Raw genomic sequence first — 23,113 nt, forward strand, 5'->3', positions numbered from 1 at the left:
CCTTACATGGGCTTGGCGCCGACATTTCCAGCCCGCTCGGTCTTTCGCTGCGATAGGACGTTGTTCATCCAGTCACGGCCGAACCGGTTTGTCTTCGCAGCCAGTGAGGTCGGGAACCTGTTGAAGCCATGCGGCGCTTCCGGGACGATGAGAGATTCCGCATTGCCGTTCTCTTTTTGCCATTTCGCGCTCATCTCGATGCTGTCGTCCAAGATCGGATCCAGGCTGGCGGCGATGAAGAGCGCCGGTGGAAGATCATGGAGGTCTGCATGGAGAGGGCCTCGCGCACGATCTGCCGGAAGGGAAAGGGTAAGGCGGGCAAGATTTGCCAGCGCGGACCGGTCGTCGATCAGCAGACTCCGCCGCGAGTTGGCGCGCAAGCTTGGGGAGCCGGTCAGATCGAAGCCTCCACAGACCGAATAAAAACCGAGGACGTTATCATGCTTGCCGACAGAGCGCAGATGAAGCAGCGCTTCCACCGCCAGGTGGGCGCCAGAGGATTCTCCGGAGAGAAACAAATCCTGCACGCCAAATCGCTGGAGATTGTCGGCCAGCCATTCAGTGACGGCACTACATTCCTGCACTGTCGAGGCAAGATCGTCATCGATGGCATTACGGAACTCGACAACGGCGACGACAAGGCCGCACTCCCTTGCCATCGACGCTGCAAGCCGGTCTTCGAGGCGGGCGTTCCCGAGCACCCAGGCGCCGCCATGAAAATGCACCAGCATGGCCTGGGGAACGGTATCCGGTCGGACGACACGGATACGGGTGGAAAGATCCGGAATCTCGATGACGGAAACACGGCGCCGTAACCTGCGGACGTCGGGCACCACAAGTTGGGCAACCGTCAGCACCCCTTGGACAAGGCGCGCATTCCAGCGGCGCCCGGTCTGGTAACGGGGCAGAAAGCTCAGGAGCCGATTGAGACGGCGGGCCTGCGCAAGATCGTCATCGTTGAAGATGTCGCCGACCACCGCCTTCATGATTAGGAACTTCCTGTGGAATCTCCCGGCGATCTCGGACATCTCCCCGGGTGGTGCAGTCGGGTGTAGAGGCCCGACGGCACGGTGGTGGCCCGCTGGATCTTTCGCCCTGGGTCGCCAAACACGCCCAGACTACCATACCATTGCTGCCGTCCCGACTGAAGGACTGTCCGAATCGGATCAGCAGTTCCAGACGGAATTTATGAATGATGCGGCAGACGGCGTAGGCCGAGCGTTAGTATGCGATGCCAGTCTCGTCTCCTCAACGCGGCTGAGATTATCGGAACCAAAACCAACGATCGAAACGGAATTCCGAACATCCGGCAGGCCCATACGATTTGCATCTAAGTCGTCGCGGTCGCGAAGACACCGGCGCCAATTGGGCAGAAGCCGATCGTGCCACAACGCTTTCCAGCAGCACAGTTCCCACTTAATGGGGGTAACGAACACCTCAGGGTGAGGGGTAGCACAGCCCGCCACGATCAGCCCCGGCTGTGGCCGCTCCGCGACGCCTTTTAGAATTTCTGTAATCTTGTCGCGGTTGTGGTAACCGGCCGCGGCGAAAGCGCCTTCAAGGACCCGCACTGCATCCTCGTTCGAAGAGGCTGCACAACGGTGAGTTCAGGCATGGCCCAGCGCGCTCCTTCGTTTCGTCAAATGCTCGCATGCCGATCGTCGCCGGATTCACGCAATCCATCATTGTTGCTTTTCCTCCGGCCATTCCTCCAAAAAATCGAAGATGTCGCCCAGGCATCCCATTTCCTGAATAAAGTGCTTTTTTTTCACGAAAAGAGGTCGGTTAAACAGAGTACCGGTCCTTGCGTCCTCCAACGTGATCGGTTTGATGGCCATGATCTAGAAGGACGACGTTGCGCCTTCAAGATGGTGGAAGAGCTTCAAAGGCAACAAAAAAGGCCGGGGCGAAACCGCACCGACCTTCCTCATTATCGCTAACTCACCCGTGCCAGTACATCCGTGGTCAAAAGTATTGAAGCGACGGCGGCGATTGCGAGCGGCGAATTCGCTCCAGCGCTCATCAGCAATGCCGATGGAAATGATATAGGCAGCCTTTGTGTCCAAAACAAGCCCGGTCCGGGCGCTTGATTGTCACAACACCTCTCTCCCGAACGAGGTTGACAAGACTTGGTCAACAGTCGAGCCATCTCTCTCCTTGCTCAACGGCGTCCTCAGGAAACAGCGAGTGTCTGAAGGAAAGAGGATAGTGCCGGTTGTCGTTTGAGGCTGCAAACCGGAAGCCGGTACGTATGCTTTCGTGGTACGAGCGTCTGACAGTCTTCTCCATCGTTCATCCCTCCTTGTTGGCCAAGGATGCCGGCGGCCTCCAGAAGGCCGACCGCCGGCCGGGTTGGATCGATTAGTTCTTGATGGCGATGCGCTTGACCTGCGACTGCGCCTTCTCGGACTTCGGCAAGGTCACCGTCAGCACACCGTTCTTGAAGCGGGCGTCGACCTGGTCTTCCTTGACCTCGATGCCGAGCGGGATGCGGCGCTCGAACCGGCCGTAATAGCGTTCGGAGAACTGGCGATCCTTGTCCTCGTTCTCGGAACGCTTTTCGCCCCTCAGCGTCAGCACGCCGTCGTTGAGCAGGACCTCGATGTCCTTCTCCTCAAGGCCGGGCACCTCGGCCGTCACCTCTATCTCCTTGTCGGTATCAGAGATCTCGACGTTCGGCCACCCGGCACGAAATGCGGACGTCCGGGCAAGCGGCGCAAGGCCGGAGCCGAAGCCGCGGAAGACGTCATCGAACAGGCGGTTCACCTCGCGATGAAGCGACACGAATGGATCGCGGTCGCCATCGCGCAGGAGACTCGGAAACTGGTTGCCATTGTTGCGGTTCCAGGGAATCAAATCACGAACACTCATGTTTCTTCTCCTTTGGTTCAGTCGATAAAGCTTTCCTGCTGGCGCCGAGCATCGCCCGGCGCCTTATGCGCGTATTGCGCTGCTGGAAGGCTCAAGCCGCGTGTTTCTCGGCCTCGATCTGCCTCGTCTCGGCCTTCGGCATGGCCGTATCGGTTGCGATCTCGATCTGGCGCGGCTTCATCTCTTCCGGGATCTCGCGCTTGAGATCGATGGTCAGCAGACCGTTGACGAGGCCAGCACCTACAACCTTGACATGGTCGGCGAGCTCGAACCGACGCTGGAACGAGCGGCCGGCAATGCCGCGATGCAGATACTGCACATCTTCATCATTCGCCTTCTGACCCGAGACGACGAGCATGTTCTGCTCCTGGGTAATCGCCAATTCGTCCTGCGAGAAGCCCGCCACTGCCATGGCGATACGATAGTTGTCCTCGCCGGACTTGACGATGTCGTACGGCGGCCAGTTGTCGATCGTCTCGACGCGGCTTGCGGCATCGAGGGCGTTCAACATTCGGTCGAAACCGATGCTCGACCGGAACAGGGGAGAGAAATCGAGGTTTGTCCTCATAGCCATATCCTCCTTTGAAGCAACATGGAACGAGGAGACGCCAAGAGAAACCGGCGTCTCCTGGACTTCGTCGATCCTCATGGGGCATCGACAATATCGATATAATTCAGTGGCTTGCGGTTTCAAGAGGAGTCGACTTTCATAAGTTGAAAATTGATTTTTTTTGACGGCGCCACCACATCGGAGGAGAGATGGAGAGAGGAGAAATGGACATGCCAATGACTTCAGACGACGTCATCGCCATCCTTGGACCTGTCGACGAAATTCTCGTGGCCGATGTCATCGCGACAGGCGCGACGCAGACTGAACTCGCAGAGGCATTCGCATGGGTCAGCAATGATGAAGCCTTGATAGGGGAAGGGCGGCATCTGCCGGCAGGCAGGGTGGCTGCGCTCGTCGATCTGCTGACCGCCGATGAGGAGGAGCAAGCCGACTAACCTGGTTGGCAAGGCTGCCAGCCGGTGCAATCGCCGAACCGGTTCATGCCGTCGCAAGCACCCGGACATCGCCCCTGCGGTGGATCACCTCAACCACCACATGGCGACCGGAGCGGCGAAGAGCAACGTCGGCCGAGCCGGTGCCGATCAGCAGATGCCGCAAGGTAACCTCGTCGAGAAAGGCCGGCAGGTGCGGCTCTTCGAATTTGATCTGCATACTGTGCGGATCAAATTCGAGGCCGAGGCAGGATTGCAGCAGGAAGAGCGGCGCTGCGGCTGACCAGGCTTGTGGAGAGCAGGCCACGGGATAGAAGGTCGGCCCCTGTGCGCGCTGACGTGGCAGCCCGCAGAAGAGTTCGGGAAGGCGGCGCAGGTCGATATAGGTCGAGGCGGCAAACAGCCCCTCGAAAATCCGTGCCGCTTCGGCCCGATAGCCATAGCGAGCCAGGCCGCTGGCGATCAAGGCATTGTCATGCGGCCAGATCGAGCCGTTGTGATAGCTCATGGGATTGTAGCGCGCTTCCGTGGAAGGCACTGTGCGGATGCCCCAGCCACAGAAGGACGAAGCGCTCATCAGCGTAAGGACAACTTGTCTGGCACGCTCGGGATAGGCAATGCCGGTGAAGAGCGCGTGGCCGGCATTCGATGACCGGACCCGACAGGGGCGTTTATCTCCGTCCAAAGCAAGCACATAAGTGCCCAGTTCCTCATCGAAGAAGCTCGTGTCGAAGGCGCGGCGCAGACCTTCGGCCCGCGCGAGAAAGCGTGCGGCCTGTTCCGGCCGGTCGAGCACGCGGAAGATTTCCGCCGCCGCCTGCCAGGCGCCGTGGACATAGGCCTGAACCTCGGCGATGGCGATCAGCCCCCTGGCGAGCGTTCCGTCCGCATGGAAGACGGAATCGTGGCTATCTTTCCATGCCTGGTTGATCAATCCTTCTTCGGTGAGCCGTCCATACTCGACGAAACCGTCGCCGTCGCGGTCGCCATGCTCGTCGATCCATGTCAGCGCCGCCTCGATATGCGGCAGAAGACGGTCGATGGTCGCAAGATCGCCTGTCCGCTTGAGATATTGGCCGGCCAACATCACGAACAACGGCGTTGAATCGATGCTGCCGTAGTAGCGCCGGAAAGGAACTTCGCCAAGTTCGGCCATTTCTCCGGCACGTACCTCATGCAGGATCTTTCCGGGCTCGGCGTCTGAGGCGGGGTCCACTTCGGTGGCCTGGTTCGCCGCCAGATGCCCAAGAACACCGCGTGCGATCTCTGGATCGAGCCAGAGCGTTTCCAACGCGGTGATAAGGGCATCTCGGCCGAAGACCGTGCTGAACCACGGAATGCCTGCATAAGGGTAAGGCCCTTCCGGCTTGTCGGTCATCAGCATGTAAAGGTCGGAAACGCTGCGTCGAGCCATCTCATTGAATATCTCGTTCGACGTCGCGATTGCAGCCGCGCGCGAGGACGAGGCGCGCAAGGCGCGGCGGGCATCCCGCAGAGCAAGAAAAAGCGAGCGGTGGCCCGGCCGTTGTGCGCCGGCCTGATCGCAACCTATCTCGATAAACATCGATTGGGCTTCGTGCGGCGCCAGATGGAGATTATAGATGACATGGCCGCTCCCGAGCTCGTTCGGCTGTGGATCGAAGGAAAGCCGGGTGGTTCGCTTCCGATCGTCCAGGCCGACATAGGAGAGCAAGATCGAATCCTGCTCCACGACGGCGGGAAAATGTCGCCCCCTCCTGGCTCTCGTGGTTCCCCGCACTTCGAAAAGATCTGCGAAATCTGACGCGAACTCGATCCCGATGCACACGTGCCGCGGCTGGTCGTCATAGTTCATCACGCTCAATCGCTCGTAACATCGTGCATTCCAGAGGAAGCGGGATCTGCGCAGGTGAATCAGGTCATGCTCCAGAACGAGCTTTCCCTTGTCATCGAAGAGATCGGGATTGGTGAGATCGCAAGTCAGTGTCGCATTGTCGTCGCGTAGCGTCGATGACAACAGCATCGGCCGCTTGTTATTGATCGTCAGATAAAGGTGCGAGAGATAGCGCGTATCGCGATGGAAAAGGCCTTCCGGGCTCCCGGGCCCGGAAAGCGCGTCGCCATTGTGATCGAAGACCGCGAAGGTGTCCCCGTGCTTCAGGGTGCGCGGCCGTCGCTCCTGCAGCGACGCGGAAGCTGGAATGAAGAACTGCGCTATCGGCATCCCCTGGCCTGCCGGTTCGGGGACTGAATTGCTGCCTGCAGAAGCGATCGGCATGATGGCCTCCGGTTTCTATGCCACGATTTGAAGATCGAGGGCGCGGCCGTTGGCGCGGCGAAGTTGCGCGGCCTTTGTCCGGGTGCCGGGCAACTGCCGATAGATGTCGAGATAGTCCTGCGCCATCCGTTCAGCGGTGAAACGCTTCTCGAAAGTGGCGCGTACCTTCCACCGGTCAAGCTGCAGCGCCCGTGCGACATTTTCTGCAGCCTCCGTCACGCTGTCGATCAGAATGCCGGAAACGCCGTTGTCGATCACCTCCGGCACGGAGCCGCAGCGGAAGGCGATGACCGGCGTGCCACAAGCCATGGCCTCGATCATGACCAGCCCGAACGGCTCAGGCCAGTCGATCGGGAAGAGCAGCGCGCCGGCATTGCCGAGGAAAGCCGCCTTCTGATGTTCATTGATTTCGCCGATAAATTCGACATTCGGATGGCTCTTCACCATTGGCTCGATCACCGTTTCCCAATAGGCCTTGTCCGCGTTGTCGATCTTGGCAGCAATCTTCAAGGGCATGCTGGCCCTCGCTGCGATCTCGATCGCTCGATCTGGCCGCTTCTCGGGCGAGATGCGTCCGAGGAAAGCGAGGTAGCTGCCTTTAGGTTTTGCCGTGAAGGGGAGGAGATCGGCGGGCAGACCATGATAGACCGTTCCGGACCAATTGACTGGCGGCATCGGGCGGCGCTGGTCGTTGGAGATCGATACCAGCGGAATATCGAAGAAAGCCTCGTAGAAGGGCTTTAGGTCCGGCAGGTCGAGCCGGCCGTGCAGCGTCGTGACCGTGCGGTCGGCAAAATCCCGGATCAGCGGAAAATGCAATAGATCGATATGAAAGTGCAGCACATCGAATTCGTGCGCCCGCCGTCGGATTTCCTCCAGCATCACGACCTGATGCGGCAGATGGTCCCTGACTGCCGGGTTGAGCCGCAGCGCGACGTCCGAGCAGGCCACCAGCTTGGCTTAGGTGACGGAATCGCCGCTGGCAAAGAGCGTCACGTCATGACCTAGGGCGGCAAGTTCTTCGGTAAGGTAGGAAACGATGCGTTCGGTTCCGCCATAGAGTTTGGGTGGAACACTTTCGGCAAGCGGCGCGATCTGAGCGATCTTCATCGGCAAGACCTCCTCTAATGAGCAAAGAATCGTCGGTAAAAATCATGCCCGTGTCCTCGGAAGGCACGCGGCAAGTCAGATGGAACGTCTAGATCTCGAATGGCTGTCGGCGACGCTCTCCTTTCCGGTAGCTGCACAGACCAAGGCTGCCAAACCGGCCCACTTTCGGTCTCCGGCGATGGGGCCTGTGGACATTGAAGAGAGGAGACGAGCCTTGCTCCTTGCATCGCTCATCGTCCTTATCCAACGCCTTCAGCGCTTCAATGATCTCGTCATAGGGGACGGCTTTATCCGTGCCGGGATGAAGGCGAAGGGCCGGGATGGACTCGATCGCAAAGATATCGGATGCCCACGACGCGAGAATGGCTCGCTTCTCGTCATTGTCGATGTCGGCGGCGGTAAGCACGTCACGCGGGTGATCGAAATGCTGAGCCGGATGAAGCAGATGCGCAGCGCTGATCGCTGCTGTGGCTTGCGCCGGTGCCGAATTGCTGTCGTTTTCCTTTCTCATTGTCTAGCTCCATTGATGTCAAACCGATGGATCTTGTTGTTCTTCCCGTTCAGACCGGTGCCTGCTTTTGAAAATAGCCTGCGTGCGGCCTGGACCATTGTCTCTCAGATGGCCGGAGTCGTGACCCCTGCCGGTAGAGTTCAACCACGATCACCGCGATGTGCTCCCCTTCCTCCGATTCCTTGGCGACGCCGGCGTCCTTGCGGAGATCGTCGAATACGTGCTGACAAAGGTCGTCGGCATAAAGCGGCGTGGCCGAGCGTTTGATCGTCGCCTGAACCATCTTCATCTACATGGATGAAGGCCCGCCCGTCGAGGGCCGGGCGGGCCGTTGTCGATCGACCTAGAAGTCCATTCCTGCTCCGGCGGGCATGGCCGGAGCGGCTTCCTTCTTCGGCTTCTCGGCAATCATGGCTTCCGTCGTCACAAGGAGACCGGCAACGGATGCCGCGTCCTGAAGCGCGGCGCGCACGACCTTGGCCGGATCGATGACGCCCTGGGCATAAAGGTCGCCATATTCACCGGTCTGGGCGTTCCAGCCGTAGGAGAAGTCGCTTTTCTCCCGCAGCTTGCCGACGATCACCGAACCTTCGGCACCAGCGTTCTCGGCGATCTGGCGAACCGGGGCCTCGATCGCCCGGCGCACGATCTCGACGCCGACCTTCTGGTCCTGGTTGGTGGTAGAAAGATTGTCGAGCGCCTTGACGGCGCGCAGCAGCGCGACACCGCCGCCCGGCAGGATGCCCTCCTCGACCGCAGCACGCGTCGCATGCAGCGCATCGTCGACGCGATCCTTCTTCTCCTTCACCTCGACTTCCGTCGAACCACCGACGCGGATCACGGCAACGCCGCCAGCGAGCTTGGCAAGACGTTCCTGCAGCTTTTCGCGATCGTAGTCGGAGGTGGTTTCTTCGATCTGGGCGCGAATCTGCGCAACGCGGCCGTCGATTTCCGATTTCGAGCCAACACCGTCGATGATGGTCGTGTTCTCCTTCTCGATCGCCACCTTCTTCGCCCGGCCAAGCATGTTGAGCGTGACGTTTTCGAGCTTGATGCCGAGGTCTTCGGAGATGACCGTGCCGCCCGTCAGGATGGCGATGTCTTCAAGCATGGCCTTGCGACGATCACCGAAGCCCGGAGCCTTGACGGCGGCAATCTTGAGGCCGCCACGCAGCTTGTTGACGACGAGAGTGGCGAGCGCTTCGCCTTCGACGTCCTCAGCAATGATCAGGAGCGGCTTGCCGGACTGCACGACGGCTTCGAGTACCGGCAGCATCGATTGCAGGTTCGAAAGCTTCTTCTCATGGATCAAAATATAGGGATCTTCCAGCTCGACCCGCATTTTGTCCTGGTTGGTGACGAAGTAGGGCGAGAGATAGCCGCGGTCGAACTGCATGCCTTCGACGACTTCGAGTTCGGTTTCGGCGGTCTTGGCTTCCTCGACGGTGATGACGCCTTCGTTGCCGACCTTCTCCATTGCTTCAGCAAGATAACGGCCGATCTCGAAATCACCATTGGCGGAGATCGTGCCGACCTGGGCGATCTCTGAATTGTTGGAGATCTTGCGCGCGTTGTTCTTCAGTTCCTTGACGACAGCGTCGACGGCAAGGTCGATGCCGCGCTTCAGGTCCATCGGGTTCATGCCGGAGGCAACCGCCTTCGCACCTTCCTTGACAATCGCCTGGGCAAGCACGGTTGCGGTTGTTGTGCCGTCGCCGGCGATGTCATTGGTCTTCGATGCCACTTCGCGCAGCATCTGGGCGCCCATGTTTTCGAACTTGTCTTCCAGTTCGATTTCCTTGGCGACCGATACGCCGTCCTTGGTGATGCGCGGTGCGCCGAAGGACCTGTCGATGACGACGTTGCGGCCCTTCGGACCGAGCGTCACCTTCACGGCATTGGCCAGCACATCGACCCCGCGCAGCATCCGTTCACGGGCGTCGCTGTGGAACTTGACTTCTTTCGCAGCCATTTCTTTAACTCCTCAATAGGCAGCTATCTGACTGATGGTTCGTCGTGTGGATGGTCAGGCAGCTTGTCTCTGCTCCACCTGGGCTTCGATGATGCCCATGACATCGCTTTCCTTCATGATCAGCAGGTCTTCCCCGTTGATCTTGATTTCGGTGCCGGACCATTTGCCGAACAGAATGCGGTCGCCGACCTTGACGTCGAGCGCCTGGATCTGCCCGGCCTCGTTGCGGGCGCCGGAGCCGACGGCAATGACCTCGCCCTCTTGCGGCTTTTCCTTCGCAGTGTCGGGAATGATGATTCCGCCCTTGGTCTTTTCTTCGAATTCGACCCGGCGGACGAGAATGCGATCATGAAGCGGTCGGAACGACATGTTTTCCTCCGATGGACAAACAATGATGACGTTGTTCCCCTGACCGGACCGGATGACCAGTCCGGGCGGGTGCAAAGCCTCGATCGAGCGTTTTGCGCGAAAAAATCTGGTTTTGCGATTTTCGATTTTCAAGAGGGACAGGAGAAAAAATTAGCACTCGACGTGAGCGGCTGCTAACACGCTGGAAAGGAACGATAAACTGGCATTGTTCGTTGGGAAAATCGTTGATGGCCGCAAAATTTTGCGCCACCTTTGCAATGTCATGAAACGGAGATGAAGCATGCAATTTTCGTCGGATCTGGAACGCCAGCTCAACGGCTACGGTCTTACCACCGCTCACATCCTCTACCGCATTCCTGATTTCGAATCCGTGCTGCAGACCTATGTCTGGCAGGACTACGACCTGGCTCCCGATTTTCCCGAGATGCACAAATTCCTCGATTTTTGGCAGTCCAGCCTAGAAGGCCCACTGCATTCCGTCCGCTATACGCACCAACGCCTGATCGGCCCAAATGAATGGCGCCGCGTCGAGGGTGAGTTCAAGCTGCACTGAGACTGTATCCGGATTTTTCCTTCCTAGCTCTGCGGTGGCCACGGCTTGATGAGCCGGTCGTTTTCCCACGTTTGTTCAGAGTGAGGCCTAATTGGAAGAGAAAACCCATATGATCAAAGACCTCGATGTTGAGGAACGCGAGCAGGTTTTCACGGATGTCGCCCGCGTCCTCGAAAACACGGCATGCGAGGTCTTCATCGAAGGACACAGACACTTTGCGGCGCTTCCACCGATGTGGTGATCTGAACCCTTCAAACTGGCCTAGTTTTGGGTAGAGTTTTCCGGTGCATTTTCCTGGCTGGGAAAGGAACGGAAGACGATGAAGGCATCGCAATTTTCGGACGCGCAGAAGGCGTTCATTCTAAAGCAGGGTGATGAAGGTGTGCCAGTCGCGGAGATCTGCCGGAAGGCAGGGATCAGCCAGGCGACCTACTTTAACTGGAAGAAGAAATACGCCGGTCTGTTGCCGCCGGAGATGAAGAAGCCGAAGCAGCTCGAGGACGAGAATGCGCGGCTGAAGAAGATTGTCGCGGACCTGACGCTGGACCGCGAGATGCTGCAGGATGTCATTCAGCGAAAGCTTTAAGGCCTGCTCGTAAGCGTGATGTGGTGAAGGGCATGTGCCGGGATTGGATGATCTCGATCCGGCGTGCCTGTGGAGCGTTGAACTTCGATCGATCGACCTACCACTACACCTCTCGCCGTCCCGATCAGGCCGGCCTGGAAGGTCGTATTCGTGAGATTTGCGAAACCCGTGTCCGTTACGGCTATCCTCGTATTCATGTGCTCTTGGAACGCGAGGGCTGGGGCACCAATATCAAACGCACCTATCGGATTTACAGGGACTTGGGCCTTCAACTACGGAATAAAACGCCGAAGCGCCGGGTCAGAGCTAAGCTGCGGGAGAACCGGCAAAAGGCTGTGGGACCAAACGATGTCTGGGCGATGGACTTCGTTCACGACCAACTCGCCACCGGCAAGAAATTACGGGTGCTAAAGCGCGTCGCACTCTTTCAGATTCGCTTGCCGCGCTTTAGATTCTTGTTTTTACGCATGTCGTCGTCGCAAAACCGCTGCACACTTTTGCGCGACATGCTTTAACGGTGGTCGACACCTTCTCGCGCTACGTGCCGGTGCTTGACCCTCGGCACAGCTATCGGGGTGAAGATGTCGTGGAAACCTTGGAACGGGTATGCCGGCAGGTCGGGTATCCGAAGACAATCAGAGTGGATCAAGGCACGGAATTCGTGTCACGCGATCTGGATCTTTGGGCTTATGCCAAGGATGTCACTCTGGACTTCTCGCGTCCCGGAAAACCAACGGACAACGCCTTTATCGAGGTCGCTTCCGGGCGGAATGCCTGAACCAGCACTGGTTCCTGACCCTTGCGGATGCCCGCGAAAAGATGGAGGATTGGCGTAGAGACTACAATGAGGTTCGGCCGCATGGTGCGATCGGCAACAAAGTCCCGATCTCGCTGATGAATTCCCGAGGCGCAACCAGCCCGCCTCCCTGAATGAAGCCCGAAAACTCCAGCCTCCGCTGGTCCAGTTTGAAGGGTTCAGATCAGGTTCCGGCTTGGCCGCGCTGCACCGCCACACCTATATCTTCGCGAAGTCCACGACCTGCGCCCTGATTGCGACTTCGGTCGGCAGACGTTCCATCGAACTGGCCCCATAAAAGCCGTTACAGCCCTTGCAGCGGGCAAGCACATAGGCCGCATCCGCCGGCATGGAGATCGGACCGCCATGGCAGAGCACGATGACCTCGTCGCGCACCGACCTTGCGGCATCCGCCCATTCGTTGATCTTCTCCACGCACCCGTCGAGCGTCAGCGCCGTTTCCGCGCCGATCGCGCCTCCAGTGGTCAGGCCGAGATGACAGACCACAATATCGGCACCGGCCTTGGTCATGGCGGCGGCGTCATCGCTGCTGAAGACATACGGCGTGGTCAGCATATCCTTGGCATGCGCACGGGCGATGATGTCGATTTCCAGATCAAAGCCCATGCCGGTCTCTTCGAGATTGGCGCGAAACGTGCCGTCGATCAACCCGACCGTCGGAAAGTTCTGGATGCCGGCAAAACCCATCGCCTTCAGCTCATCGAGGAAATGATCGGGCAGCATGAAGGGATCGGTGCCGTTGACGCCGGCAAGCACGGGCGTATGGCGCACGACCGGCAGCACCTCACGGCCCATCTCCTTGACGATCTCGTTGGCATTGCCGTAGGCAAGCAGGCCGGCAAGCGAGCCGCGACCGGCCATGCGGTAACGGCCGGAATTATAGATCACGATCAGGTCGATGCCGCCGGCTTCCTCGCTCTTGGCGGAAAGGCCGGTACCGGCGCCGCCGCCGATGATCGGCCGGCCCTCGGCGATCTTGCGGCGAAGCCTGCTCAGAATGTCGGTTCTGTCGATGCGGGTCAAAATTCCCTCCTTAGGCATGAATGTCTTGGAAGCTGGCGACGAGTGCCGCGGCGAATTCCGGGCTGTTGATATGGGCGTCTATCTCGATGAGACGCCTGTTCGGCGCGGCGTGCCACCCGAGGCGGATGGCGGAAAATAGCGCCTCGTCGGCTTCAGGATCGTGAAACGGCTGACCGGCCACATCGATTGCCGAAACGCCCTGAAGCGGCAGCAGAAAGCGGACCGGACCTTGCATCCGGTTGAGCCGTTCGGCGATGAAGGCGCCGATCCGGCCATTTTCCTCCGGCGTGGTGCGCATCAGCGTCACCTGCGCATTGTGGACGTGAAGCCTGCGGTCACGGAACGGTGCCGGCACGGTGTCACGCGCGCCGAAATTCACCATGTCGACGGCGCCGACCGAGCCGACATACGGCAGGCCGGTGCGGATGATGGCTCCGAAGCGATCCTCGGTCGCGGGAAAGACGCCACCGACCAGGAGATCGGGAACTTCTGTCGTCGTCACATCGATGACGCCCTGCAGCAGACCTGAATCGACAAGCTTCTCCATCGACTGGCCGCCGACGCCGGTCGCATGGAAGACGTAGATTTCATGCGTCTTGCCGAGCATCTCGCGCACCTGTGTGACGCAGGCGGTGGTGACGCCGAACATGGTCATGCCGATGCCCGGCCGGTCATCCCCGGAAGCGGGAACGGGGTTGCGGGCCATTCCGGCCGCCGCATTGGCCGCATTGCCGATAACTTTGCGCGAGATGGCATTCAGGCCGGCGACGTCAACAACCGAATACATCATGGTGATGTCGTTGGGTCCGACATAGGGCGCCACATTGCCCGAGGCGACCGTTGAGACCATCAGTTTCGGCAGTCCGATGGGGAGTGCCCGCATCGCCTCCGTCACAAGCGCCGTATTGCCGGTTCCGCCGAGGCCAAGAATGGCGCCGACGTCATCACGCGATTTCAGGAACGCCGTCAGCGCCTTGGCCATGGCCGACACCGCTGTTCCCCTGTCCGTCTGCCCGAGCACGGCCGCAGCACCTTCAGGATGAAATTCGGCGATATCGCGCGCCCGGACATCGGCGCCAGCACCTTCCCCGAGCGTCCCGACATCGATGAGCACGGCATCGGCTCCCGCAGCAAGGACCACTTCCTTGGCGTAGCTCAGTTCGGCTCCCTTGGTGTCGCAAGTACCAACAACATAAACCCTTCCCATTGGTTTTCCTCCTCCTTTCAACCCGTCGCTGACTGTCTCGATAAAATTCCTATTTTTTGTATTTTCCATATTGTATATTCTTTCGCATATTGCATACTTGGAATGCGAAAGCCAGACGGAAATGGAGACCATGAACGCACCCCGCCATCTCACTCTTCGCGAGCGGATCTACGAGGAAATCGTTCGCCTGATCGTCTCCGGTGAACTGCCGAGCGGCGTCTCGATCGACGAAAAGGAATTGACGGAACGCCTGCAGGTCAGCCGCACGCCGTTCCGCGAGGCGATCGGCACGCTTGCCAAGGAAGGGCTGATCGAGATCAAGCCCTATCGCGGCTTTTTCGTGCGCAGCTTCACGCCCAAGGAGATCGACGACCTCTACGAACTTCGCAAGACGCTCGAATGCTTCGCCGTCGAGCTCGCCGTTCCGCAGATGAGCGACCGGCACATCGCCGGCTTCGAACGCATCCTGGATGAGGCGGTCGCAGCGCTGCGCCGCGGCAACATGGAGACCTACGGCATTCGCGACAAGGAATTTCACGAGACCATCGCCGAGCTTTCGGGAAACGCGCCGCTCATCGAAACGCTGGCGCGGCTGGCGCTGCAGATCCAGATCTGCCGCTCGATCGCCAATGAGAGCCGCGATCTCGCCGAGAGGGCGGCAGAAGAGCGCGATCAGATCCTGCAGGCCTTCCGGTCGCGCGACATAATCCGCGCCAAGGCGCTGATGCACGCACATATCAGCGATGTCCAGCAGGCCGTCATGGCGCGCTTTCAGAAGGGAAATCCGGCGAGTTAACCGGGTGTATGAAGGAGAGGGAGGTCTCCTTTTCGACAAGCGAAAAACGTGGCCGTGGAGCGGCCCAGGAGGAGGGAACAATGCTGAAATTTCTTGCCCGCGGAACGGCGCTGGCGGCGATGATCGCCGCAAGTTCGCTGGCGCATGCCGAGACCCTGAAGATGTGGGGTCCGGAACAGATCACCGAACCGCTGGTCGCGCAGCTGTGGAACGGCATCAAGGCCGATTTCGAAAAGGCCAATCCCGGTGTAACTGTCGAATTCATGCCGCCGACCGGGACGATCAGCAACGGCGCGGTACAGGCAGCGATCCAGTCGGATGTCGGTCCCGACGTGATCCTCACCAATTCAGGCATCGGCCGCATCAGCGTCGTCAAGAACGCCAAACAGGTCATGCCGCTGACCGAGCAGTATGAAAAACGCGGCTGGAAGGACAAGATCTACCCCTGGCTCTACACCGAACTGAAAGGCCAGTTCGGCGGCGAGATCTACGAGGTTCCTGACGGCCTGGATGCGCTTGGCATCTGGTATCACAAGGATCTTTTCGCGCAGGCGGGCTGGAAGATCCCGGCGACCTGGGCCGAATTCGAGACGCTGATGAAGTCGATCCGTGATACCGGCTTGCAGCCGATCGCCATTGGCCCGCGCACGACCGGCAGTGCTGGCCATCTCTTCGGCAACCTCATGCAATCTGCAAGCGGCAAGGACGTGGTCGGCAAGGCGCTACGCCGCGAGATCGCTTGGGACGATCCCTCGGTCGCTGCCGGCGCCATCCGGCTGCAGAAGCTGGTCGAAGCCGGTTACATCAAGAAGGAAATGGCCGGCCTCGATCTCGACGGCGCCTCACGCCTCTGGTTCAACAAGCGCGCGGCCATGTTCGTCGCAGGCCCCTGGTTCACCGCCAATGCCCGCAAGGCAGGCTACGACCTCGCCAATGCCGGTTACGCGCCCATGCCTTCCGACATTAAGGGGGCGGCGATGCCGACCGGCGGCGTCGGCTGGAGCTGGCTCGTGCCTGTCAATTCCAAGCAGCCGGAGCTTGCGATGAAATGGATCGACTTCATGCTGTCGGATGCGGTGATGAAGAAGCGCGCGCAGGATCCTGCAAGCACGATGATCTACCCGCGCGAAATCCCAGGCCTCGAACCGCCGACCCCCGTTCTCAAAGCTATCTTCGCGACTGCAGCCGGCGGCGTCGGCTACAATCCGAGCGTCTATCTGCCCGGTACCGTTCTCGACACCTATTTCCAGGTCATCCAGGGCCTGATCTCAGGCCAAATCGGCGGCGAGGACGGCATGAAGCAGCTTCAGGCGAAGATGGCAGAGGCGAAATAGTGGTCAGTCCAGAAACGCCGGGAAGCAAGGTCATGGGTCCTCTCAGCACCACACCTGCCGTGGCGGGACATACGGGCGGCAAACCCGCCCGTATGTCCAGACCACGAACGGCCGGGTCGATCCCAGCCGATGGCGATGCCAGGACCGCATTCTGGCTGATGGCGCCGGCGCTCGCGCTCTATGCCGTCTTCACGCTGCTTCCAATTGTTGCCACCTTCTGGCTGAGCTTTAACAGTTCCGCCGGTTTCAACACGTCCGCGAGTTTCGTCGGCGTCGGCAATTACGCCAAGGCGGCGCAGGATCCGATCGTCTGGAAGAGCCTTGTCCATACCTTCATCTGGCTGGCCTACCATGTGGTGATGGCGGGCGGGCTCGGCCTTCTGCTGGCGCTTGCCGTCAGCAGGCTCAGGATCACGCAGGTCTTCTTCCGCACCGCCTTCTTCCTGCCGCATCTGGTCTCGCTCGCGGTCGTCGGCGTCATCTGGGCCAATATCTACGACCCGTTTTTCGGCCTGCTGAATACGGCGCTGACGCGGATCGGGCTCGGCGCCTTCACGCAAGGCTGGCTTTCCGACCCCGCGCTCGTGCTCTTTTCCGTCAATGTCGCAAGCTCGTGGCAGGGTTTCGGTCTCTACATGCTGCTCTTCATCGCCGGTCTGCAAAATATCGACCGTTCGCTCTATGACGCAGCCGAGGTGGACGGCGCCAACGCTCTCCAGAAGCTGATTTATGTGACGCTGCCGGGGCTTCGTGAGGTCATGACCTTCGTCGTCTCGCTGGCGATGATCAACGGCCTCAAGGGCTTCGCCACGGTCTTCGTCATGACCAATGGCGGGCCGTTCTATCAGAGTGAGCTGATCACGACCTATATCTACCGGCTTGCCTTCCAGTCCCAGGATCACGGACTTGCGGCAGTGCTCTGCATCCTGCTCAGCCTGCTTGCGATCGTCATCACCATCGTCTTCAACCGCTGGCGCGCGAGGCTTTCCCGATGAATGTGCGCTATCGCGAATGGCCGGTGGCACTGGCGCTGACGCCGGTCTTGATCCTGATCCTCGCCCCCTTCGTCTGGCTGCTGATATCGAGTTTCAAGACCGAGGCCGAGATCGGCCAGGCCGATCCCTTCACCTGGCCCGCCGACCTGATGTGGCGGAACTATTTGGACGCCTGGCAGATTGGGGGCTTCGGCGACCTCGTCGGCAACAGCCTCATCAATCTCGTCGGCGTCGTCCTCCTGTCGCTCATCACCTGCGCGCCGGCCGGCTATGCGCTCGCCAAGATCCGCTTCTCCGGCCGGGAGTGGCTGTTCTATGCCTTCATCCTGGGCCTGACCGTGCCGGTCCAGGCGATCGTCATTCCGCTCTACCAGGTGCTTTTCGGACTGAACCTCGTCAACACGCTTACCGGTATCGTGCTGGTGCAGGTCAGCAACGGTATTCCGTTCGGCATATTCCTGATGCGGAGCTTCTTCATCGGCGTACCTGACGATTTGATCGAGGCGGCCAAGATCGACGGCGCCTCGCACTTCCAGATTCTCACCAAGGTCTTCCTGCCGATCTCGACGCCGGCGGTGCAGGCGCTCGTCATCATCAGCGCGCTCTCCACCTGGAACGATTTCTTCCTGCCGCTGATCGTGCTGATCAGCCCCGACGTACAGACGCTGCCGCTGGGGCTGGTGCGTTTCGCCAGCACCTACGCTTCCGACTACCGCCTGGTCTTCTCGGGCACCGTCATTTCATTCCTGCCGATCATTCTTCTCTACATCCTGATGCAGCGCCGCTTTACCGAGGGGCTGACGCAGGGAGCAATCAAGGGCTGACCATGTCGCATCATGTCCAGCGGGAAATCCGCTACAATTTCGAATTCGACCATCGCATCAAGGCCTGCTTCATCGGCGCCGGCGGCCACGCCTACCGCAATGTCTATCCCGCGCTGCGTTATGCGCCGGTCGACCTTACTGGCATCTGCGATCTCGATCTCGGCCGCGCCGAGAAATTCGCCAAGCTCTTCGGCGCCGGCAAAGCCTATACCGACCACCGCGAGATGCTGGAACGGGAGAAGCCGGAACTGGTCTTTCTCGTCACCGCTTATCATCCCGACGGCCGGGTGCAGGCGACCGATCTGGCGCTCGACGCGCTTGCGGCAGGCGCCCACGTCTGGATGGAAAAGCCAACCGCTGCGAGCCTCGAGGATATCGAAAAGCTGCAGGCGGCAAGCGCTACTGCCCGCCGCATGGTGATGACGGGTCTCAAGAAGACTTTTTTTCCTACCATCGAGAAGCTGAAAGATCTGATCGGCTCACCCGGTTTCGGCAGGCTGACCTCGATCAATGTCCGCTATCCCCAGAGCCTGCCGAGACCGGAAGACCGCGCCGATCTGGTCAAGATGCAGAGCTTCCTCGACCATATTTACCATCCCGGCGCGATCCTCAATTTCCTCGGCGGAGAGATCGAGCGCGCGGGCTATGAATGGGAGCCACTGACGGGCGCGAGCGTTACCAGCCTGCGCTTCCGCTCCGGCGCGATCGGCACGCTGCATTTTGCCGCCGGCCAGTCGGGCGGCAGTATCTTCGAGCGGGTCGAAATCATCGGCGAAGGCGCCAACGCCATCGTCGAGAACGGCAGCCGGCTGACTTATTTCCGCAAGGCGGACCTGCCGTCTTATGGCCGCGCCGCGAGTTTCATCCAGCCGGACGAAAATGCGGCGCTCTTTTACGAACCGGAGCATTCGCTTGGCCAACTCTACAACAACAACCTCTTCTATCTCGGCTACGTGCCCGAAATCCTGCACCTGACCGACGCGATCCTTGCCGGCACGCCGATCACAAGAGGCACGCTCGAAATCGCCCGCGAGATCATGAAGCTCTTCGAATTCTACAGACGCACGGATGCCGGCGTCACTTCCAATCTCTGACCGGAGGCACAGCCTTGAGCGAGACCGACATCATTTTCAGAAAAGCCGGTGGCGAATTCATGCCGACCAGTTGGGGTGAACTCAACTGGAAGATCACCGGCGACGGTACGCCCGGTGCCGAGATGACATTCGGCACCTGCCGCATCAATCCCGGCGAGCGCAACCAGCTGCATTCTCATCCCGATTGCGAGGAGATCCTCTACGTCGTCTCCGGCAGTTGCGAACACAAGCTCGGTGACGCCCTTTACCGGCTCGAAGCAGGAGACGCGATCCGCATTCCCCGCAACATCAGGCACTGGGCACGCGCGCTCGGCACTGAACCGCTCTTCGCCCTGATCATGTTCTCCTCCGGCACCAGGACGGCGGTCAATCATGAAAGCGAAGGCGCGGCCTGACACGACGATCACCAGGGGAATAAATATCATGGCGTCGATCGCGCTTCACAACATCCGCAAATCCTACGGCAGCCTGCCTGTCATCCATGGCGTTGACGTCGATATCAAAGACGGTGAATTCATCGTGCTCGTCGGGCCGTCCGGCTGCGGCAAGTCCACGCTGCTGCGTATGATCGCCGGCCTGGAGACGATCTCCGACGGCCGCCTTTCGATCGGCGGTCGCACGGTCAATGACCTGCCGTCGAAAGAGCGCGATATTGCCATGGTGTTCCAGAGTTATGCGCTCTATCCGCACCTGACCGTGGCCGAAAATATGGGCTTTTCCCTCAAATTGCGCGGCACGGCCAAGGACGAGATCGGCCGCCGCGTTCAATCTGCCGCCAAGATTCTCGCGCTGGAACCCTATCTCGACCGTCATCCGCGCCATCTCTCGGGCGGCCAGCGCCAGCGCGTCGCAATGGGCCGGGCGATCGTGCGCGATCCGAAGGTTTTCCTCTTCGACGAACCGCTTTCCAATCTCGACGCCAAGCTACGCGTGGCGATGCGCGCCGAGATCAAGGAGCTTCACCAGCGGCTGAGGATCACCACCGTCTACGTCACCCATGATCAGACCGAGGCAATGACCATGGCCGACCGCATCGTCGTGATGCGCGACGGCATCGTCGAGCAGATCGGGACTCCGCTGGAGATCTACGATTACCCGGCAACCACCTTCGTCGCCGGTTTCATCGGCATGCCGGCGATGAACCTCATCAAGGGCCGTATCCAGGCCGATGCCACTTCGATCTTCCGCACGGACAGCGGCGTCGCCTTGCAGCTGTCGCTGCGTCCCGGCACGGCCCATCCCAATGAAGAGCTCATCTACGGCATCAGGCCGGAACAGTTCGTCCTCGCCGACGATGGAACGCCGGCACAGATCGTCGTCGTCGAGCCGACAGGAGCAGAGACGCAGGTCGTCGCCCGGATCGGCGGAGAAAACGTCAATATGCTGTTTCGCGAGCGCATTGCCGTAAGGCCTGGCGACACCATCCGCTTCACCTTGCGGGTGGCCGGTGAACACCTGTTTTCGGCCGCCACGGGCAGACGTTTTCCTTAGTTTTGTCGAGGCTCTGACGATTGGCGCGTCCTCGTCGCATCGACTGGGGGCTCAATCTCGCATCACCTGCGCTAGGGAAGACCGTCGCTCATGATCGAGACTAAGTTCGTGTAGCCGAGGAAGTGAAACCCGGGAGATTGCCTACCATCGGTAACATGTTTTACGGCCGTGGATGTCAGGCGGCAAAGGCCTGCTCATCCTCAATCGCCCGCTGTTCGGCCTTGCTAGCCGGCTTGACGGCCAGGCGGTAGCCCTTCAGGCGGGCGATCGGCGCCAGCGTCGCATACAGAGCCTTTTGCACCCAGACCGGCGGACCAGAGATATAAAGGTGGTCCGGGAAAGCATTGAGCGCCAGCGCGATCGGCAGCAGCTTCACCGAGCCATCCGGCTTGAAGTAATCCGGGTATTCCGAGGTCCAGCGGGCGATGTTCAGGAGGAACCGCAGGTGCTGCTGAGCAGCGACGAAGGTCACCGTCCGGTGGGTATCGCCGTTAAACGCATTGCGGAAGAGGTGGCTGGCCCCCCTTCGGCACGATGATCGACTGGCCCTCGGTCGCGACATATTCCTTCGTCGATCATCACCATGACGCAGCCGCTGTTGACGGTGAAGATCTCGTCGGTGCCAGGATGGATATGGGCGAGGGCATTGCCGCCGCCGGAGCCACCCTTGTCAAGCACAACGTCCATGCGGCTGGATATCCCGCTTTCATAGGGATGGGTGAAGACGAAGGTCTCACTGTTGAAATGATTGACGATACGGGTATTGGCAGGCACAAGCGCTTCGCGCATGGCGTTTCTCCTGATTCTGTGCTGATGTAGCGTGATTTGGCCCGCAAACGCGTTTCGCTGGCAATGAAAGTCGTGTGGATTATTCGCGTTTCTGCTTCAAACACCGTTATTGCCGCTGTCTTCACCGGATTTGCATAACGTGAGGGAGCCCATCAATGTCGATGATCTGCGTTTTCTGCTGTCGGTTGCTGAGACGGGATCGACGTTTTCGGCCTCCAAGGCACTGAATGTCAGCCAGAGTACGTGTCCCGACGGATCGTCGCCGCGCTTGAGGCCGATCTGTGCATCCAGCTGTTCGACAAGCGACGCACTGGCTATGTGCTGACGGAGGCGGGTGCGGCGTTGATCGCGCCTGCACAGGCGGTGCGCCAGGCGGTAGACTCCTTTTCTAGCGCGGTCGGCAGTCATTCCCGCGAGGTTTCGGGTACAGTGCGGTTCACCACCAACGATGTGCTGGCCAACATGCTGCTGACGGACCTGACGATGCGGCTGAAGCAGGTGCATCCGGGCGTGCGGCTGGAGGTGGACATCAGCAACCTGCTGCGGAGCCTCGCCAACGGAGAGGCAGACGTTGCGTTGCGGGCGGCACCGGCGCCGACGGAGACTGGGCTGGTGGGGCTCAAGATGGTGGAGGATTACTGGAGCCTCTACTGCTCGCGCAGCTATGCCGAACACAATGGGGTGCCGAAGAGCCCGGAGGAGTTATCGGGCCACGCGCTGGTCGGCATCGACCCCCATGTGCGGGATCGCCCTATTTTTGAATGGGCACGTCAGCACTTCCCGCCGGAGACGATGCTGTTGCGGCAAAACAGTGTTCCCGCAGTCTTCGCCAGCGTGCGCAACGGTCTTGGCATCGGCTTTTACTCCGAGTTTATCGCCGCAGGCGATCCCGAACTCGTGCTATGCTTCCGCCCTCCGGTGCCGCCGGCTGCGGAAATCTGGTTGGTGACACATGAGCGGTTGCGTCACGTGCCGCGGGTCAGGGCGGTGATGGATGCAATCAAGGGGTTGGTGAAGGAGAGAGCGGGGCGAGGCCTAGGTGAAGAGCGCGAAATGGCCCATGAAGAAGGCGCTGACCGCAATCATTCCCCAAGCGACCGAAGTGCGTGACAGCAGCTCCAACGGGTTGCTCGATGGTCGGGGTCTCGGGTCGCCATGGCTGGGAGCGCGAATAGCTTCCAAAAGAATACCCGCCGCAACCGGCACGATGCAGAAGAAGGTACCGCGCGACTGATGATGCCGCCGAGGTAGCTGTCAAGCGGGCGACCAGTGCCACGGCGAGGGCGTTGCCGCCATTGCGGATCGCAAGGGCCTGCGGAACCTGCCGGTCCTGCGCCAAGGGAATCGCGGTCGCGGCCTTGCCAAAGGCCGATCATATCGATCTTCTCAGCAATCCGAAATCTCTTCGTTCCCCCGTATTGGAAACGCCCGGCCCTTTCCACTCACACTCATCGGGTCCGCGCAATGGCGCAGTGGAAAGCCGTGACCGGCACAACTGTCTAACCTCAGTCG

General features: G+C 60.0%; 23 protein-coding genes and 4 pseudogenes. 14 read left to right on the plus strand and 13 right to left on the minus strand.

Annotated features, from left to right (window positions below; genetic code table 11):
• Nucleotides 1-2 precede the first annotated feature (2 nt).
• From DMO26_RS10210 to DMO26_RS10220, 3 genes are all read right to left on the minus strand, one after another.
• Nucleotides 3-986: an alpha/beta hydrolase gene (locus tag DMO26_RS10210; protein ID WP_117191965.1), complete on the minus strand. Its 984-nt coding sequence runs from the start codon at nt 984-986 to the stop codon at nt 3-5.
• 1,375 nt (nt 987-2,361) lie between these two features.
• Nucleotides 2,362-2,871: an Hsp20/alpha crystallin family protein gene (locus DMO26_RS10215; RefSeq protein WP_117191966.1), complete on the minus strand. Its 510-nt coding sequence runs from the start codon at nt 2,869-2,871 to the stop codon at nt 2,362-2,364.
• Between the two features lie 91 nt (nt 2,872-2,962).
• A complete protein-coding gene (locus tag DMO26_RS10220; RefSeq protein WP_117192289.1) occupies nt 2,963-3,439 on the minus strand; it encodes an Hsp20 family protein in 477 nt (158 codons plus the stop codon).
• A gap of 212 nt (nt 3,440-3,651) precedes the next feature.
• Here DMO26_RS10220 and DMO26_RS10225 point away from each other — a divergent pair, with 212 nt between their 5' ends.
• Complete coding sequence (locus DMO26_RS10225) at nt 3,652-3,876, plus strand: hypothetical protein (RefSeq protein WP_117192290.1); 225 nt, start codon at nt 3,652-3,654, stop codon at nt 3,874-3,876.
• A gap of 43 nt (nt 3,877-3,919) precedes the next feature.
• On the opposite strand, the gene DMO26_RS10230 is transcribed toward DMO26_RS10225, so the two are convergent.
• From DMO26_RS10230 to groES, 6 genes and pseudogenes are all read right to left on the minus strand, one after another.
• Entirely contained in the window at nt 3,920-6,130 is a 2,211-nt protein-coding gene (locus DMO26_RS10230; protein WP_117191967.1) for an amylo-alpha-1,6-glucosidase, read from the minus strand.
• 15 nt (nt 6,131-6,145) lie between these two features.
• Nucleotides 6,146-7,240 (minus strand): annotated as a pseudogene (locus DMO26_RS10235) (glycosyltransferase family 4 protein).
• A gap of 88 nt (nt 7,241-7,328) precedes the next feature.
• On the minus strand, nt 7,329-7,751 hold the full coding sequence (locus DMO26_RS10240; protein WP_117191968.1) for a hypothetical protein: 423 nt from the start codon (nt 7,749-7,751) through the stop codon (nt 7,329-7,331).
• 49 nt (nt 7,752-7,800) lie between these two features.
• On the minus strand, nt 7,801-8,034 hold the full coding sequence (locus tag DMO26_RS33635) for a hypothetical protein (RefSeq protein ID WP_162894799.1): 234 nt from the start codon (nt 8,032-8,034) through the stop codon (nt 7,801-7,803).
• Between the two features lie 60 nt (nt 8,035-8,094).
• The gene (gene groL / locus DMO26_RS10245; protein WP_117191969.1) at nt 8,095-9,723 is read right to left on the minus strand and encodes a chaperonin GroEL; all 1,629 of its coding nucleotides are present in this window, start codon (nt 9,721-9,723) and stop codon (nt 8,095-8,097) included.
• A 54-nt stretch (nt 9,724-9,777) separates the two neighbouring features.
• Nucleotides 9,778-10,092, minus strand: a complete 315-nt coding sequence (gene groES / locus DMO26_RS10250; RefSeq protein ID WP_117191970.1) for a co-chaperone GroES — start codon at nt 10,090-10,092, stop codon at nt 9,778-9,780.
• A 280-nt stretch (nt 10,093-10,372) separates the two neighbouring features.
• On the opposite strand from groES, the gene DMO26_RS10255 reads away from it, so the two are divergent.
• From DMO26_RS10255 to DMO26_RS35065, 4 genes and pseudogenes are all read left to right on the plus strand, one after another.
• Nucleotides 10,373-10,645 carry an usg protein gene (locus DMO26_RS10255; RefSeq protein ID WP_117191971.1) on the plus strand — a complete coding sequence of 91 codons (273 nt, stop codon included), beginning with the start codon at nt 10,373-10,375 and terminating at the stop codon, nt 10,643-10,645.
• Between the two features lie 109 nt (nt 10,646-10,754).
• Nucleotides 10,755-10,886, plus strand: a complete 132-nt coding sequence (locus tag DMO26_RS34800; protein ID WP_264319355.1) for a hypothetical protein — start codon at nt 10,755-10,757, stop codon at nt 10,884-10,886.
• Nucleotides 10,887-10,964: 78 nt separating this feature from the next.
• Nucleotides 10,965-11,638, plus strand: a pseudogene (locus DMO26_RS35060) (transposase); the annotation flags it as partial.
• Between the two features lie 104 nt (nt 11,639-11,742).
• A pseudogene (locus tag DMO26_RS35065) lies at nt 11,743-12,161 on the plus strand (integrase core domain-containing protein); the annotation flags it as partial.
• An 85-nt stretch (nt 12,162-12,246) separates the two neighbouring features.
• On the opposite strand, the gene DMO26_RS10265 reads toward DMO26_RS35065, so the two are convergent.
• Both DMO26_RS10265 and DMO26_RS10270 read right to left on the minus strand, forming a co-directional pair.
• Entirely contained in the window at nt 12,247-13,089 is an 843-nt protein-coding gene (locus DMO26_RS10265) for a phosphoenolpyruvate hydrolase family protein (protein ID WP_117191972.1), read from the minus strand.
• Nucleotides 13,082-14,278 carry a Tm-1-like ATP-binding domain-containing protein gene (locus DMO26_RS10270; protein ID WP_117191973.1) on the minus strand — a complete coding sequence of 399 codons (1,197 nt, stop codon included), beginning with the start codon at nt 14,276-14,278 and terminating at the stop codon, nt 13,082-13,084. Before DMO26_RS10270 ends, DMO26_RS10265 begins: the two co-directional genes overlap by 8 nt.
• Before the next feature lie 130 nt (nt 14,279-14,408).
• Between DMO26_RS10270 and DMO26_RS10275 the strand changes: the two genes are divergently transcribed.
• The 7 genes from DMO26_RS10275 to DMO26_RS10305 all read left to right on the plus strand — a co-directional run bounded on the left by DMO26_RS10275 (nt 14,409) and on the right by DMO26_RS10305 (nt 20,812).
• Nucleotides 14,409-15,074, plus strand: coding sequence for a GntR family transcriptional regulator (locus tag DMO26_RS10275; protein ID WP_117192291.1), 666 nt, complete (start codon nt 14,409-14,411; stop codon nt 15,072-15,074).
• 80 nt (nt 15,075-15,154) lie between these two features.
• Entirely contained in the window at nt 15,155-16,408 is a 1,254-nt protein-coding gene (locus DMO26_RS10280; RefSeq protein ID WP_117191974.1) for an ABC transporter substrate-binding protein, read from the plus strand.
• A 32-nt stretch (nt 16,409-16,440) separates the two neighbouring features.
• Complete coding sequence (locus DMO26_RS10285) at nt 16,441-17,403, plus strand: carbohydrate ABC transporter permease (RefSeq protein WP_226951255.1); 963 nt, start codon at nt 16,441-16,443, stop codon at nt 17,401-17,403.
• On the plus strand, nt 17,400-18,227 hold the full coding sequence (locus DMO26_RS10290) for a carbohydrate ABC transporter permease (RefSeq protein WP_117191975.1): 828 nt from the start codon (nt 17,400-17,402) through the stop codon (nt 18,225-18,227). Before DMO26_RS10285 ends, DMO26_RS10290 begins: the two co-directional genes overlap by 4 nt.
• 2 nt (nt 18,228-18,229) lie before the next feature.
• Nucleotides 18,230-19,321, plus strand: coding sequence for a Gfo/Idh/MocA family protein (locus DMO26_RS10295; RefSeq protein WP_117191976.1), 1,092 nt, complete (start codon nt 18,230-18,232; stop codon nt 19,319-19,321).
• 14 nt (nt 19,322-19,335) lie between these two features.
• A complete protein-coding gene (locus DMO26_RS10300; protein WP_117191977.1) occupies nt 19,336-19,716 on the plus strand; it encodes a cupin domain-containing protein in 381 nt (126 codons plus the stop codon).
• Nucleotides 19,717-19,744: 28 nt separating this feature from the next.
• Complete coding sequence (locus DMO26_RS10305; protein ID WP_117191978.1) at nt 19,745-20,812, plus strand: ABC transporter ATP-binding protein; 1,068 nt, start codon at nt 19,745-19,747, stop codon at nt 20,810-20,812.
• Nucleotides 20,813-20,987: 175 nt separating this feature from the next.
• On the opposite strand, the gene DMO26_RS10310 is transcribed toward DMO26_RS10305, so the two are convergent.
• Together DMO26_RS10310 and DMO26_RS10315 are read right to left on the minus strand one after the other, a co-directional pair.
• Nucleotides 20,988-21,284 (minus strand): hypothetical protein, encoded by a 297-nt coding sequence (locus DMO26_RS10310; protein ID WP_117191979.1) that lies wholly within the window; start codon nt 21,282-21,284, stop codon nt 20,988-20,990.
• Nucleotides 21,281-21,601, minus strand: a complete 321-nt coding sequence (locus DMO26_RS10315) for a hypothetical protein (protein ID WP_117191980.1) — start codon at nt 21,599-21,601, stop codon at nt 21,281-21,283. Before DMO26_RS10315 ends, DMO26_RS10310 begins: the two co-directional genes overlap by 4 nt.
• 243 nt (nt 21,602-21,844) lie before the next feature.
• Between DMO26_RS10315 and DMO26_RS10320 the strand changes: the two genes are divergently transcribed.
• The gene (locus tag DMO26_RS10320; RefSeq protein ID WP_162894804.1) at nt 21,845-22,711 is read left to right on the plus strand and encodes a LysR family transcriptional regulator; all 867 of its coding nucleotides are present in this window, start codon (nt 21,845-21,847) and stop codon (nt 22,709-22,711) included.
• Between the two features lie 264 nt (nt 22,712-22,975).
• Nucleotides 22,976-23,104 (plus strand): annotated as a pseudogene (locus tag DMO26_RS10325) (IS6 family transposase); the annotation flags it as partial.
• Nucleotides 23,105-23,113: the final 9 nt, after the last annotated feature.

The organism is Rhizobium terrae, from assembly GCF_003425685.1.
In the GTDB taxonomy this organism is placed as follows: Bacteria; Pseudomonadota; Alphaproteobacteria; order Rhizobiales; family Rhizobiaceae; genus Neorhizobium; species Neorhizobium terrae.